The 12,664-nt window shown below is 68.8% G+C and carries 13 protein-coding genes and 1 pseudogene; 13 read left to right on the top strand and 1 reads right to left on the bottom strand.

The annotated features are described in order from the left end of the window. Window positions 1-44 precede the first annotated feature (44 nt). From ACQY9P_RS12255 to ACQY9P_RS12195, 13 genes and pseudogenes are all read left to right on the top strand, one after another. Window positions 45-167, top strand: coding sequence for a hypothetical protein (locus tag ACQY9P_RS12255; RefSeq protein WP_421738985.1), 123 nt, complete (start codon window positions 45-47; stop codon window positions 165-167). Next, complete coding sequence (locus ACQY9P_RS12250; RefSeq protein WP_421738986.1) at window positions 167-1,099, top strand: 2-dehydro-3-deoxygalactonokinase; 933 nt, start codon at window positions 167-169, stop codon at window positions 1,097-1,099. Before ACQY9P_RS12255 ends, ACQY9P_RS12250 begins: the two co-directional genes overlap by 1 nt. Next, window positions 1,086-1,742 (top strand): 2-dehydro-3-deoxy-6-phosphogalactonate aldolase, encoded by a 657-nt coding sequence (locus tag ACQY9P_RS12245; protein ID WP_421738987.1) that lies wholly within the window; start codon window positions 1,086-1,088, stop codon window positions 1,740-1,742. Before ACQY9P_RS12250 ends, ACQY9P_RS12245 begins: the two co-directional genes overlap by 14 nt. Window positions 1,743-1,917: 175 nt before the next feature. After that, the gene (locus tag ACQY9P_RS12240) at window positions 1,918-2,646 is read left to right on the top strand and encodes a FadR/GntR family transcriptional regulator (protein ID WP_421738988.1); all 729 of its coding nucleotides are present in this window, start codon (window positions 1,918-1,920) and stop codon (window positions 2,644-2,646) included. Between the two features lie 142 nt (window positions 2,647-2,788). Further along, window positions 2,789-3,847 (top strand): L-glyceraldehyde 3-phosphate reductase, encoded by a 1,059-nt coding sequence (gene mgrA, locus ACQY9P_RS12235; protein WP_421738989.1) that lies wholly within the window; start codon window positions 2,789-2,791, stop codon window positions 3,845-3,847. Window positions 3,848-3,903: 56 nt separating this feature from the next. Continuing rightward, window positions 3,904-4,059: pseudogene (locus ACQY9P_RS12230) on the top strand (helix-turn-helix domain-containing protein); the annotation flags it as partial. Between the two features lie 184 nt (window positions 4,060-4,243). Beyond that, window positions 4,244-4,597, top strand: coding sequence for a hypothetical protein (locus ACQY9P_RS12225; protein ID WP_421738990.1), 354 nt, complete (start codon window positions 4,244-4,246; stop codon window positions 4,595-4,597). Between the two features lie 185 nt (window positions 4,598-4,782). Continuing rightward, complete coding sequence (locus ACQY9P_RS12220; protein ID WP_421738991.1) at window positions 4,783-5,139, top strand: hypothetical protein; 357 nt, start codon at window positions 4,783-4,785, stop codon at window positions 5,137-5,139. A gap of 64 nt (window positions 5,140-5,203) precedes the next feature. Beyond that, the gene (locus ACQY9P_RS12215) at window positions 5,204-5,668 is read left to right on the top strand and encodes a hypothetical protein (protein WP_421738992.1); all 465 of its coding nucleotides are present in this window, start codon (window positions 5,204-5,206) and stop codon (window positions 5,666-5,668) included. Window positions 5,669-5,733: 65 nt separating this feature from the next. After that, complete coding sequence (locus tag ACQY9P_RS12210; protein ID WP_421738993.1) at window positions 5,734-6,906, top strand: acetyl-CoA C-acetyltransferase; 1,173 nt, start codon at window positions 5,734-5,736, stop codon at window positions 6,904-6,906. Then, a complete protein-coding gene (locus tag ACQY9P_RS12205) occupies window positions 6,903-7,535 on the top strand; it encodes a glutathione S-transferase family protein (protein ID WP_421738994.1) in 633 nt (210 codons plus the stop codon). The genes ACQY9P_RS12210 and ACQY9P_RS12205 overlap by 4 nt, the downstream gene beginning before the upstream one ends. Before the next feature lie 124 nt (window positions 7,536-7,659). Continuing rightward, window positions 7,660-8,781: an efflux RND transporter periplasmic adaptor subunit gene (locus ACQY9P_RS12200; RefSeq protein ID WP_421738995.1), complete on the top strand. Its 1,122-nt coding sequence runs from the start codon at window positions 7,660-7,662 to the stop codon at window positions 8,779-8,781. A 12-nt stretch (window positions 8,782-8,793) separates the two neighbouring features. Then, entirely contained in the window at window positions 8,794-11,886 is a 3,093-nt protein-coding gene (locus ACQY9P_RS12195; RefSeq protein WP_421738996.1) for an efflux RND transporter permease subunit, read from the top strand. A gap of 106 nt (window positions 11,887-11,992) precedes the next feature. Here the strand turns inward: ACQY9P_RS12195 and ACQY9P_RS12190 are convergent, their stop codons facing one another. Beyond that, window positions 11,993-12,646 (bottom strand): arylesterase, encoded by a 654-nt coding sequence (locus ACQY9P_RS12190; RefSeq protein WP_421738997.1) that lies wholly within the window; start codon window positions 12,644-12,646, stop codon window positions 11,993-11,995. Between the last annotated feature and the right edge of the window lie 18 nt (window positions 12,647-12,664).

Genomic DNA, 12,664 nt, shown 5'->3' with positions numbered 1-12,664 from the left:
GGCGAAGGGCCCTCCAGGGCCACGCCCCCGAGGGCTATCCGGGGATGGCCGAAATCGGCAACATGCCCATCGCCCGCGAGATCCTGGAGAATGGCGTGAAGGACATAGTCCGTATCGGCGGCGCGATCACGCGCGAAGGGCCGCGCCGCGGCCGAGGCGCGCCCTGATGGATCCTTCGATCTCGATCTTCGGCGACTGGGGCACTTCGCGGCTCCGACTTTACCTGCGCCAGGGCAAGAGCGTTCTGGATCGCCGCGACGGTCCCGGCGTCAGCGCCCTGACGACCTCGCCTGAGCAGACCTTCCTCGACCTTGTGGGCGACTGGCGCGAAGCCGGCCCGTCCGGCGCCATCCTGTGCGGCATGGTCGGCTCGCGCATCGGCTGGGTCGAGGCGCCCTACGCCCCCTGCCCGGCGTCCGCCGCCGACCTGCGCGAGCGCGTGCTGAAGATCGAGGCCGACGGCCTGCCGGTGTCGATCATCCCGGGCCTGTCGTGCGTCAATCCGCTGGGCGGCCCCGACGTGATGCGCGGCGAGGAGACACAGATCCTGGGCGCGCTGGAGCTGGATCCGGCCCTGAAGCGCGGCCGCCACCTGCTGGTCCTGCCGGGCACCCACAGCAAGTGGACCGTTGTCGAGGACGGCGCGATCACGGGCTTCCTGACCGCGCCCGTTGGCGAGACCTTCGCCCTGCTGCGCCAGCACTCGACCCTGGCCGCCGGCTTGGGTCCGGACGTCGTGGGTTCGGACGCGGGTTACGCGATGGGCCTGGCGCGCATCGGCGAGCAGGGCCCCGCCCTGCTGCCGCACCTCCTGTTCGAGACCCGTGCGCGGCAATTGCTGAACGGCCTGTCGGGCGGCGACGCCATGGGCTTCCTGTCGGGCCTGCTGATCGGCGCCGACGCGGCGGCCGCCCGGCGCTGGTTCGGCGAACTGGGCAGGGTGACCCTGATCGGCGCCCCGGCCCTGAACACTCTTTATGGCCAGGCCATCTCCAGCGCGGGCGGCGAAACAGCCGCCATCGACGGAGACTCGGCGGTCCTGGCCGGACTCACGACGTTGTCGCAAACAAAGAACAGTGATTTCCATGTCCTCGCCTGAGCCCGTCGCCACCCGTCCGCCGCCCATCGTGGCCATCCTGCGCGGGGTCAAGCCCGACGAAGTCGTGGCGGTCGCCAAGGCGCTCGTGGACGCCGGCATCCGCGCCATCGAGGTGCCGCTGAACTCGCCCGAGCCGCTGGAAAGCATTCGCCGGCTCTGCGAAGCCTATGGCGAGGTCGCGCTGTGCGGCGCGGGCACCGTGCTGACCCCCGCGGCCGTCGATGACGTCGCCGCGGCCGGCGGCAAGCTGATCGTCACGCCCAACACCGATCCCGACGTGATCACCCGCGCGGTCGCCCTGGGCCTGACCGTCATGCCCGGGTTCGCGACGCCGTCAGAGGCCTTCGCGGCGGTCAAGGCCGGAGCCCGGGCGCTGAAGCTCTATCCGGCCAGCAGCTTTGGTCCCAGCCACATCAAGGCCGTCAGGGACGTCCTGCCCAAGGACATCCTAGTCTATGCCGTGGGCGGCGTCGGCGCGGCCAATCTGGAACCCTGGCTGACGGCCGGCGTGGCCGGAATCGGCGTCGGCGGCGAGCTGTATCGTCCCGGCGACGCGCCCGAAGTGGTCGGCCAGAAGGCCTCCGCCCTGCTCGCCGCCTGGAACGCCCAGACCGAGCTCGCAAATCCCCGAGAGGCCCGATGACGCCGTGCGATTTCGCCATCGCCGTCCCGCTGAAGGGGGCAGCCGAATAAATTGGTCTGATAACTGTCCGCCGGGACTGTATTCGCATGTAGGGTAACCGTTCCGGGCCTGACCGAACCACGCTACACAGGGGCGATTCAGATCGCGCCGACCTTGCAGGAAAGCAGAACAGACAATGCGCACCCAGCCTGGCCTCAGTTTGACCTATGGTCTTGTAGAGGCGCTTGGTCAGGCCATTGTCACCGGTGAATACGCCGTGGTCGGTTTTCCGACCGAAGGCGAACTGTCCAAGCAGTTCGGGGCCAGCCGCACGGTCACCCGCGAGGCGGTCAAGATGCTGACGGCCAAGGGCCTGCTCAGCGCCCGCCCGCGCCACGGCACCGTGGTCGAGCCCGAAGCCGAGTGGAACCTGCTGGATCCCGATGTCCTGCGCTGGCTGCTGGAGCGCAAGTTCAGCCTGCGGCTGCTGGCCGAGTTCACCGAGATGCGCCTGGGCATCGAGCCCGCCGCCGCCGCCCTGGCCGCCCGCAACGCCGATGAGGCGGGCCTGGAGGAGATCCGCAAGGGCCTGCGCCGGATGAAGGCCGCCGCCCAGGGCGAGGACGACGCCCTGTCAGCCGACATCGCCTTCCATATCTCGATCCTGAACGCGACCAAGAACCCGTTCTATCGCGAGCTGCACGAGCTGGTGAACACCGCCCTGCGCATCTCGATCCGCTTCACCAACCGCATCAAGGGCCGCACCGCCTCGATTCCCTCGCACGAGGACGTGGCCGAGGCGATCATCGCTCGCGATGCCGACAAGGCCTCCAAGGCCATGCGCGAGATCATCGTCGACGTGCTGGAACTGATCCGCGCCGCGTCGCCTTCCACCGAGTCGGAAGCCGCGCGCCGCGAGGCTTAGATAAATCCTCCCCCTAGCGGGGGAGGTGGTCGCGAAGCGACCGGAGGGGGGAGCGCTGCCGTTCAGCCGACTTCCCTCTCCGTCGTCCCTTCGGGCCGCCACCTCTCCCTCTGGGGAGAGGATCACGAACGAAGGACACCCCATGCAGAAGCCCTACGCCGCCGCCGACACCCGCTATGACGCCATGCCCTATCGCCGCACGGGCCGCAGCGGCCTGGACCTGCCGGCGATCTCGCTGGGGCTATGGCAGAACTTCGGCGGCGAGGACGTGTTCGAGACCGGTCGCGCCATCCTGCGCCGGGCCTTCGACCTGGGCGTCACCCACTTCGACCTGGCCAACAATTACGGTCCGCCCTACGGCTCGGCCGAGGAGAACTTCGGCCGCGTGATGGCGACCGACTTCAAGGCCCATCGCGATGAACTGGTGATCTCCACCAAGGCCGGCTGGGACATGTGGCCGGGCCCCTATGGCAAGATCGGCGGCTCGCGAAAGTACCTGATCGCCAGCTGCGACCAGAGCCTCAAGCGCATGGGCCTGGACTATGTCGACATCTTCTACTCGCACCGGGTCGACCCCACGACGCCGCTGGAAGAAACCATGGGCGCGCTGGCCCATCTGCATCGCACGGGCAAGGCGCTGTATGTCGGCATCTCGTCCTACTCGCCCGAACTGACCCGCAAGGCCCACGCCATCCTCAAGGCCGAAGGCGTGCCGCTGCTGATCCACCAGCCGTCCTATTCGATGCTCAACCGCTGGATCGAGGATGCGCTGCTGGACGAACTTGAGACCCTCGGCGTCGGCTGCATCGCCTTCTCCCCCCTGGCCCAGGGCCTGCTGAGCAACAAGTACCTGAATGGCGTCCCGGCCGACTCGCGCGTCGCCAAGGACGGCTCGTTCGGCGGCCATCTGCTGACCGCCGACAATCTGGAGCGGATCCGAGCGCTGAACGCCATCGCCCAGGCGCGCGGCCAGACCCTGGCGCAGATGGCCATCGCCTGGGTGCTGCGCGATCCGCGCGTCACCTCGGCCCTGATCGGCGCCCGCACGGTGGCGCAGCTGGAAGACTCGCTGGCGGCGCTGAACGCCCTGGCCTTCTCGACCGAGGAGCTGGCCCAGATCGATCGCCATGCCTCGGAAGGCGGCATTGACCTCTGGAAGGTCTCGTCCGGCCTCGAGTCCGGTGACATGCCGCGCAAATAGCGGATCGCCTGGTTGGGCGCGCTTGCTCAAAGCCGCGCCTCGCCTAAGATCAAAGCATGGACAAGGGGGCGAGTTCCGTGGCCGAGACGTCCAGCGGCCTTGATCGACTCACGGACCGTGAGCGCGAGTGTCTGCGCCTTGTCGATCGCCACCTGAGCTCGAAGGAGATCGCCCGCGAACTGGGCCTCTCCAAGCACACCGTCGACTGGCATCTGGACAAGGCCCGGCGGCGTCTCGGCGCCGCCGATCGCTATGCCGCCGCCCGCATCGCGTTCGACCGGGAAGCCCCCGCGCACACCCATACCCCCCCTCCGATCGGATCAGGGTCCGATCCGGCCCGGCTAGGCGACGCCCCCCCAACACGGTCAGCTGATCCTGTTGATCAAGGAGCGTTCCGTGACCGAGTTGAACCCATACCAGAAAGACGCGATTGGCCAGGCGGCCCGCCTCTACGGCGACATCCAGCGTTTCCAGCGGACCTGGCCGGCGCTGAATTCGATCCACGACACGGCGCCGCCGTTCACCTGGAGCCAGCTGGAACGTCAGCTCTCAAGCCTTTCGGCGACCCCGGAAAGCGCGACGCTGATCCACGACTTGGTGAGCGCCACGCGCAAGCAGGCGTCCTACAAGCCGGCGGAAATGGTGTTGCGGGAGATCCTGTGCATCGCCAGCGCGGTGATGGACGAGACATTCCCGTCGGACTCGGAAGCCTCCTGTTCGGACGCCGGGGAGGGCGCGCCAATGACCTGAGCCTCCCCCACCGACTGGTCTTCATCGCCGCCGTGATGATCGTGACCGCCTTCGCATTCGGCTCGATCCTGGCGGGGCTCCACGCCCTGGAAGACTTGGCTCGCCGCTAGCCCCAAAGCCGGGGCCCTATCCGACAATCAAACCCCTTATCGCGCGCCGGCGCCGTCGGCGCGGGGAGAGACCTGATGCTCAAGGAACGTCGTCTGGCCGCCGAGACGGTGGCCGAAGCCCTGTTCGCCGCCGAAAGAGCCATTGACGCGGCGATCACCCGCACCGCCGCCCTGGCGGGCCTAATGCCCGCCACGCGCCAGGACGCGCGGCTGTCGGCCATGATCGGCCAGGACGCCCTGATGGCCGCGATCCAGACCATGCAGTCCCTGGGCCACGCCCGCGAAGGCATTGTCGATACGCACAAGCATCTGACCACCGCCCAGCGCGACATCGGTCTGGCCGCCGTCTCGTTCGGCGACGGCGGCGAAAAGCCGCCGCCCGAAAGAACCGGCCGACTGACCCTGGCCGCCATGGCCCACAACGCCGCCTAGCCCGGGAAGCCGGCGGCGCGGAACCGTCCCCTCCGGCGTCCTGATCGGCGCCGGAGGGAAACCGTTGCATTCGGCGCCGATCGCGGCGCCATCATCGCCGATGTTCTTCCACTTCCTCTATCAGTGGGCCAGCTTGGCCGCGCTCGCGATCGCCGTGATCACCGCCCTTTGGCGCGGCGGCTGGCCCGAGCGCGCGGGCGCGATCGCCATGGTCGCGGCCTGGGTCGCGACCGCCCTCTTCCAGAGCAGCCTGCAGCGCTGGGGCGTGAAGACCGGGGTGATGATCATCGACACCCTGCTGCTGGTCGCCCTGCTGACCATCGCCCTGAAGTCCAGCCGGTGGTGGCCGATGTGGGCGACGGGGTTCCAGGCCATGAATGTGGTGCTGCACCTCGCGGTGATGGCCGACGCCAGGATCTGGGGCTGGGCCTATTTCGTCGCGGGGTCGGTGTTCAGCTATCTGACGATGATCGCCCTGTTCGTCGGCGCGCTGTCATGCCCCCGTCCGGAAAAACCCGCCGCCGACTGACGCCGCGTCACGGAAGACAGCTCGCCGGATTTCTGATCCGTTCCGGAAAAACAGGGAGAAACAACATGGGCGAAGCCTACATCGTCGCCGCCGCGCGCACCGCCGGCGGACGCAAGGGCGGGCGACTGGCCGGCTGGCATCCGGCCGATCTGGCCGGCGCGGTTCTCGACGCGCTGGTCGATCGCGCGGGCGTCGATCCGGCCCTGATCGAGGACGTGATCATGGGCTGCGTGGGCCAGGTCGGCGAGCAGGGCATCAACATCGCCCGCAACGCGGTGCTGGCCTCAAAGCTGCCCGAGAGCGTGCCGGCCACGTCGGTCGATCGCCAGTGCGGCTCTTCCCAGCAGGCCCTGCACTTCGCCGCCGCCACCGTGATGTCGGGCGCCATGGACGTGGTGATCGCCGCCGGGGTCGAGAGCATGACCCGCGTGCCGATGGGCCTGTCCTCGGCCCTGCCCTACAAGAACGGCTTCGGGACCTATATGAGCCCGCGCATCCAGGACCGGTATCCCGACATCCAGTTCAGCCAGTTCGCCGGCGCCGAGATGATCGCCCGCAAATATGACCTGAGCCGCGAGGCGCTGGACGCCTTCGCCCTGTCCAGCCACCAGCGCGCCATCGCGGCGACGAAAGCCGGCAAGTTCGCCGCCGAGATCGTGCCGCTGGAAATCGCCCTGGCCGACGGCGCGATCGAGCAGCACACCACCGACGAAGGCATCCGCTATGACGCCACCCTGGAGTCGATCGGCGGCGTGAAGCTGCTGCAGGAAAACGGCCGCCTGACCGCCGCCACCTCCAGCCAGATCTGCGACGGCGCGGCCGGCCTGCTGGTGGTCAATGAGCGCGGCCTCAAGGCCCTGGGCGTCGAACCGCTGGCGCGTGTCCACCACATGACCGTGATCGGCCATGACCCGGTGGTCATGCTGGAAGCCCCGATCCCGGCCACCGAAAAGGCGCTGAAGAAGGCCGGCATGAAGATCGACGACATCGATCTGTATGAGGTCAACGAAGCCTTCGCCTCGGTGCCGACCGCCTGGCTGCAGGCCCTGGGCGCCGACCCGGCCCGCCTGAACGTCAATGGCGGCGCCATCGCCCTGGGCCATCCGCTGGGCGGCTCGGGCGCCAAGCTGATGACCACCCTGGTTCACGCCCTGCGCGCCTCCGGCGGCCGCTACGGCCTGCAGACCATGTGCGAGGGCGGCGGCCTGGCCAATGTGACCATCATCGAGCGCCTATGATCACCCTCTATCACTGTCGGGACGCCCGCTCGTTCCGACCGCTGTGGGCGCTGGAGGAGCTTGGGATCGACTACGATCTCAAGCTGCTGCCCTTCCCGCCCCGTTTTCTGGCGCGGGAATTCCTGGAAGAGAACCCGCTGGGCACCATCCCGCTGCTGGTCGACGGCCAGACGCGGATGACCGAGTCGGCGGCGATGATCGAGTATCTGTCGGTCCGCCATGGCCAGGGCCGCCTGTCGGTTGGCCCCGACGAGCCCGGCTACGGCGCCTATCTGAACGGCCTGCACTTCGGCGAAGCCACCCTGACCTTTCCCCAGACCCTGGTGCTGCGCTATTCCCGCCTGGAGCCGGAAGAGCGTCGCAATCCGCAGGTCGCCGCCGACTATGCCCGATGGTTCCTGGCGCGCCTGAAGGGACTGGACCTGATCCTGAAGGACCATGAACACGTCGCCGCCGACCGCTTTACCGGCGCCGACATCTCGATCGCCTACGCGCTGCTGCTGGCGACATCCCTGGAGCTTTCCGGCGACTTTCCCCCGGCCGTCGCGGCCTACTGGTCGCGGATGCGGGAACGCGATGGCTTCAAGCGCGCGCTGGCCGCCCAGTCGGGCGCCGCGCCGTCGATCTGAGCCAGCGGCGCCTTATCGTCTTACGATGATTTAACTCAGCGACCGAAGGTTTGTCGTCTAGAAGGCCCTCTAGGCTTTCAGGACATCGGGGACCATCGTGCAATACGGGATCAGAGAGCGCGCCATGCGCTCGGGCGCTTTGGTTGTGATCCTGAGCATGGGCGCGATCGCGCTGGCCGGATGCGGCGGCGACAAGAAGCCCAAGAAGGCCAAGCCTCCGGTCGGCGCCGCGGCGACCCAGACCGTGGGGGTGGCCACCGTGACCTCGCAGGCCGTGCCGCGCGAGATCAACGCCACGGGCACCATCTCGCCCTGGGAAGAAGTCGTCGTCGGCGCCGAGACCGGCGGCCTGAGCGCCGTGTCGGTCGAGGCCGAGGAAGGCCAGACCGTCCGCGCCGGCCAGGTGCTGGTCAAGCTCAACGACACCCTGCTGTCGGCGCAACTGCGCCAGCAGGACGCCAGCGTCGCCAGCGCCCGCGCGTCCCTGGCCGAGGCCGAGGCCGCCCTGCGCCGCTCGCGCGAACTGCAGTCCAAGGGCTATCTCTCGCAAGCCTCGCTGGACAGCAGCCTGGCCCGCCAACAGACCGCCAGCGCCCAGCTCGCCGCCGCCCAGGCCGGACGCGGCGAGACCGCCGCCCGCCTGGCCCAGACCGCCATCCGCGCGCCCGTCGGCGGCCTGATCAGCCGCCGCAACGTCACCAAGGGCCAGATGGTCAGCACGGGCGCGGAAGTCTTCCGCATCGTGCGCGACAGCCGCCTGGAACTGGACGCCGAGATTCCCGAGACCGACCTGATGCTGGTCAAGGCCGGCATGCCCGCCACGATCGTCTCCGACCGGGTCGGGCAGGTGTCGGGCCGGGTGCGCCTGGTCACCTCCGAGGTCAACACCACCACCCGCCTGGGCGTCGCCCGCGTGGCGCTGTCGGCCATGGGCGGCTTCCGCCCCGGCATGTTCGCCCGGACCACAATCCAGGCCGGCGACCAGGCCGCGCTGACCATCCCCAGCGCCTCGGTGCTGTATCGCGAGAACCGCCCCGGCGTGTTCGTGGTCGACGCCAAGCGCCGCGTGCATTTCCGCCGCATCGCCATCCTGGCGACGACGGCCGACCGCATCGCCGCCACGGGCCTGACCGTCGGTGAGACGGTGGTGGTCGAAGGCGCGGGCTTCCTGGGTGAAGGCGACGCGGTTCGCATCGGCACGGCGACCACGCCGACCACGCCGCCCGCCATCAAGTCGGCCCGCTAGGAGCCTGGCGCGATGAACAACATCTCATCCTGGGCGATCAAGAACCCGATCCCCGTCATCCTGCTGTTCCTGCTGCTGACCATCGCCGGCATTTCCGGCTTCCGCAGCATGCGGATCAACAACAACCCCGACGTCGACCTGCCCTTCGTGGTCGTCACGGCCGTGCGCCCCGGCGCCGCGCCCAGCGAGCTGGAGACCCAGGTCACGCGCCTGATCGAGGACTCGATCGCCGGCCTGGGCCAGGTGCGTCACATCAACTCGACCGTCGTCGACGGCGCCTCGACCACCTTCATCGAGTTCGAGCTGGGCGTCGACCACGAGCGCGTGACCAACGACGTGCGCAACGCCATGTCGAACCTGCGCGGATCCCTGCCGCAGGACATGCAGGAACCGACGGTCACACGGATCGATATCTCCGGCGATCCGCTGATCACCTATGTGGTCAAGGCTCCGACCCTGACGCCCGAGCAGCGCAGCTGGTTCGTCGACAACGACGTCAGCCGCGCCCTGCTGGCGCTAAAGGGCGTGGGCGAGGTCAATCGTCGGGGCGGCGTCGATCGCGAGATCGAAGTGGCCCTGGACCCCGACCGACTGGCCGCGCGCGGCGTCACCGCCGCCGCCGTCAGCCAGGCCCTGGTGTCGTCCAACGCCGACCTGCCCGGCGGTCGCGTGACCATCTCGGGATCCGAGCGCGCCATCCGCACTCTGGGCGCGGCGGACTCCATCGAGCAGCTGCGTGAAAAGCGCATCCCCCTGAGCAGCGGCGGAACCGTGCGCCTGGCCGACCTGGGCACGATCGAGGACCGCTGGGCCGAGCCGCGCTCGCGCGCCCGCTATGACGGCCAGGAAGTGGTGACCTTCAACATGGTCCGCTCGCGCGGCGCCAGCGAGGTGCAGACCGCCGAGAAGGTCCGCAAGGCCGTCGAAAAGCTCGACAAGGAACATCCCGAGCTCGAGATCAACGAGATCACCTCGAACGTGAAATACATCGAGGACAGCTACATCGCCTCGATGGAAGCCCTGATCCTGGGCGCGGTCCTGGCCGTGCTGGTGGTGTTGCTGTTCCTGCGCGACTGGCGCGCCACGTTCCTGGCCGCCATCGCCATCCCGATGTCGCTGTTCCCGACCTTCGCGGTGATGGCGCCGATGAACCAGTCGCTGAACAGCATCACCCTGCTGGCCCTGTCACTGACCGTCGGCATCCTCGTGGATGACGCCATCGTCGAGATCGAGAACATGGTCCGCCACATGCGGGGCGGAAAGACGCCCTATGCAGCGGCGATGGAGGCGGCCGACGAGATCGGCCTGGCGGTCGTGGCCACCACCTTCACCATCGTGGCGGTGTTCGCACCGGTCGGCTTCATGCCGGGCATCATCGGGCAGTTCTTCAAGGCCTTCGCCCTGGCGGCCTGTGTCTCGGTGCTGTTCTCGCTGGTCGTGGCCCGCCTGCTGACGCCGCTGATGGGCGCCTACATGCTCAAGCCCAACCACAAGCATGAGGACAAGGATCCGCCGTGGATGGGTCCTTACCTGAAGAGCCTGAACTGGGGCCTGAACAACCGCTGGAAGGTCCTGCTGATGGGCATTCCGATGATCCTGATCTCGGGCCTGCTGGCCACGCGCCTGCCGTTCGAGTTCCAACCGGCGGCCGACCGCGGCCGCGCGCCGTTCTCGGTCGACCTGCCGCCGGGCGCGACGCTCGACGAAACCGACGCCATCGTCCAGCGCATGACCAAGGAGCTGCTGGCCCGCCCCGAAGTGGTCGGCGTCTACGCCTCGATCGGCGGCAACGGGGCCGTCAACACCGCTACCCTGAACGCCGACCTGGTCGACAAGGGTCAGCGCATGGGCCAGCAGGAATTCAGCCGGACCATGGTCGACCAGTTCGCGGCCATTCCGGGCGCGCGGATCGGCGCCGGCTCCAACAGCGGCGGCGGCCCCAGCGACGGCACCAGCTTCACCCTGCGCCTGCTCAGCGACAACGGGCCCAAGCTCGAAGCGGCCGCCCGCGCGGTCGAGGCCCAGATGCGTGACGTTCCGGGCCTGGCCCACGTGGTCAACACCGCCGCGATCGCCCGTCCCGAGATCGTCGTGGCGCCCCGCCCCGACCAGGCCGCCCGCGCGGGCGTCTCGGCCGGCGCGATCTCGCAGGCGGTCCGCGTGGCCACCATCGGCGATGTCGATCAGAACCTGCCCAAGTACAATCTGGGCGACCGCCAGGTGCCGATCCGCCTGCGCCTGACCCAGAACGCCCGCGAGGACATGGCCGTCCTGCAGACCCTGCAGGTGCCCAGCGCCAGCGGCCCGGTCCCGCTGAACTCGGTGGCGGACGTGCGCTTCGGCGCCGGCCCCTCGCAGATCAGCCGCCAGGACCGCTCGCGCGTCGCCACCATCACCGCCGAACTGAACGGCGTGGTGGTCGGCGAGGCCAGCAAGCGCGTCCACGCCCTGTCGTCGGTCAAGAACCTGCCAAACGGCGTCAAGGAAGTGGCCGCCGGCGACGTCGAGTTCATCCAGGAGATGGTCACCGGCTTCGCCGCGGCCCTGATCACCGGCATCTTGCTGATGTATGTCGTGCTGGTGCTGCTGTTCCGCAGCTTCGCCCACCCGATCACCATCATGGTGGCCTTGCCTCTGGCCATCGGCGGCGCCTTCGCCCTGCTGGTGCTGGCGCGGTCCAGCTTCTCGATCTCGACCCTGATCGGCATCCTGATGCTGATGGGCATCGCGGCCAAGAACTCGATCCTGCTGGTCGAGTACGCGATCATGGCGATGAAGGAACACGGCATGAGCAAGCGGGAGGCGATCGTCGACGCCGCCCACAAGCGGGCCCGGCCGATCCTGATGACCACCGTCGCCATGGGCGCGGGCATGGCCCCCGTGGCCCTGGGCTTCGGCGCCGACGTCGAGTTCCGGGCTCCGATGGCGATCGCCGTCATCGGCGGCCTGATCACCTCGACCCTGCTGTCGCTGCTGTATGTGCCGGTGGTGTTCGTCCTGATGGACGGGCTGAAGACCCGCGCCGAACGGCTGATGGGCCGCGTGTTCGGCGGGCGTCATCACGCGCACCCGCCGGCTCAACAGTCGCCGGTGATCGACGGTTGAACAATGTCATCCCGGGCGAAGACCCGGGACCGCAGGAAGCTCAGAGCTTGCCATGGTCCCGGGTCTTCGCTGCGCTCCGCCCGGGATCACAATGTTTGAACGGATGCTAGGCCGTGGTCCGCAGCGCCGTGACGACCGTCGGCGCCAGGCGCTCGGCGACGATCCGGGCCCCCGCCGCATTGGGGTGGATGCCGTCGCGCTGCATCAGCCGCGCCACCCCGACCACGCCGGTGACGAAATCGGGCTGATAGATCACCCGCGTCTCACGCGCGAGTTCCGCATAAAGGTTGGTGAACTCGCGGGCGTAGGAAGCGCCGATCAGGGGCGGGGCGCGCACGCCTGCCAGCACCACGCGGATCCCGCGCGCCTTCAGCTTCTCGATGATCCGGCGCAGATTGGCCTTGGTGGTCTTCGGGTCAGCGCCCTGCAACAGGTCGTTGCCGCCCAGGGCCACGACGCAGACGGTCGTGTCGGGCGCGACGCTGAAATCGACCCGCGCCAGGCCGCCGCCGCTGGTGTCGCCCGAGACGCCGGCGCCGCGCACCGCCGCCTTGACGCCCAGGCGTTCCAGCGCGCCCTGCAGCTGCGCCGGCAAGGCGTCGCGCGCGGGCAGGCCCAGGCCGGCCGTGATCGAGTCGCCCAGAACGGTGACGACCGGAGGCTTCTGCGCCGCCCGGGCGCTGGTCGACAGGGCGCACACGGCGCCAAAACCCAGAATGGCTCCACGGCGCGTGTGACTGGGACGTGTGATGGTCTTCATGAATCCCTATGTGGGGTT

This window comes from Caulobacter sp. (assembly GCF_965279145.1).
Lineage (GTDB): Bacteria > Pseudomonadota > Alphaproteobacteria > Caulobacterales > Caulobacteraceae > Caulobacter.
This window is presented reverse-complemented; position numbering and strand designations above follow the sequence as displayed.

Excerpts from the sequence above, each read along its gene's own strand:
- ACQY9P_RS12245 (WP_421738987.1), top strand. The coding sequence starts at position 1,086 with ATGTCCTCGCCTGAGCCCGTCGCCACCCGTCCGCCGCCCATCGTGGCC.
- ACQY9P_RS12210 (WP_421738993.1), top strand. The coding sequence starts at position 5,734 with ATGGGCGAAGCCTACATCGTCGCCGCCGCGCGCACCGCCGGCGGACGC.
- mgrA (WP_421738989.1), top strand. The coding sequence starts at position 2,789 with ATGCAGAAGCCCTACGCCGCCGCCGACACCCGCTATGACGCCATGCCC.
- ACQY9P_RS12250 (WP_421738986.1), top strand. The coding sequence starts at position 167 with ATGGATCCTTCGATCTCGATCTTCGGCGACTGGGGCACTTCGCGGCTC.
- ACQY9P_RS12190 (WP_421738997.1), bottom strand. The coding sequence starts at position 12,646 with ATGAAGACCATCACACGTCCCAGTCACACGCGCCGTGGAGCCATTCTG.
- ACQY9P_RS12200 (WP_421738995.1), top strand. The coding sequence starts at position 7,660 with ATGCGCTCGGGCGCTTTGGTTGTGATCCTGAGCATGGGCGCGATCGCG.
- ACQY9P_RS12195 (WP_421738996.1), top strand. The coding sequence starts at position 8,794 with ATGAACAACATCTCATCCTGGGCGATCAAGAACCCGATCCCCGTCATC.
- ACQY9P_RS12240 (WP_421738988.1), top strand. The coding sequence starts at position 1,918 with ATGCGCACCCAGCCTGGCCTCAGTTTGACCTATGGTCTTGTAGAGGCG.
- ACQY9P_RS12205 (WP_421738994.1), top strand. The coding sequence starts at position 6,903 with ATGATCACCCTCTATCACTGTCGGGACGCCCGCTCGTTCCGACCGCTG.
- ACQY9P_RS12255 (WP_421738985.1), top strand. The coding sequence starts at position 45 with ATGGCCGAAATCGGCAACATGCCCATCGCCCGCGAGATCCTGGAGAAT.
- ACQY9P_RS12220 (WP_421738991.1), top strand. The coding sequence starts at position 4,783 with ATGCTCAAGGAACGTCGTCTGGCCGCCGAGACGGTGGCCGAAGCCCTG.